The organism is Collinsella sp. AM18-10 (genome assembly GCF_003471585.1).
In the GTDB taxonomy this organism is placed as follows: domain Bacteria; phylum Actinomycetota; class Coriobacteriia; order Coriobacteriales; family Coriobacteriaceae; genus Collinsella.
On the sequence record NZ_QRJO01000035.1, the window covers coordinates 2,398 to 2,705 of the forward strand.

The 308-nt window shown below is 72.4% G+C and carries 1 rRNA gene; it reads right to left on the reverse strand.

What is annotated here, in order from left to right:
- Positions 1-37 precede the first annotated feature (37 nt).
- Positions 38-153: ribosomal RNA gene (gene rrf, locus DW211_RS09960) — 5S ribosomal RNA — on the reverse strand.
- Positions 154-308: the final 155 nt, after the last annotated feature.

A 308-nucleotide genomic window follows, 5' to 3' on the forward strand; every position in this document is an offset into this window, starting at 1 on the left:
CTTCTTCAAGTCATCCGACGGCTCGGTGCCGTCCACCGGTCAGCGGCGCCCTGGCCTCCCACGGGCTGGCCCCGCAGTACTCTCGGCGCGATGGGGCTTAGCTTCCGGGTTCGGAACGGGACCGGGCGTGCCCCCCATGCTCTGGCCGCTGACCGGTGGGCGGCGCCCACCGTTACGGTGTCCGGTATCGCATACACGTGCCCTGGGGGCCGCATGGCGCATAGGGGAGACGACTCGGGGGCATCCTCGTGCCCGGACCGCGCGCATGAGCGCTGGGTCCCGCGGGCCGCGAGGTGCGGTTCCGGAAG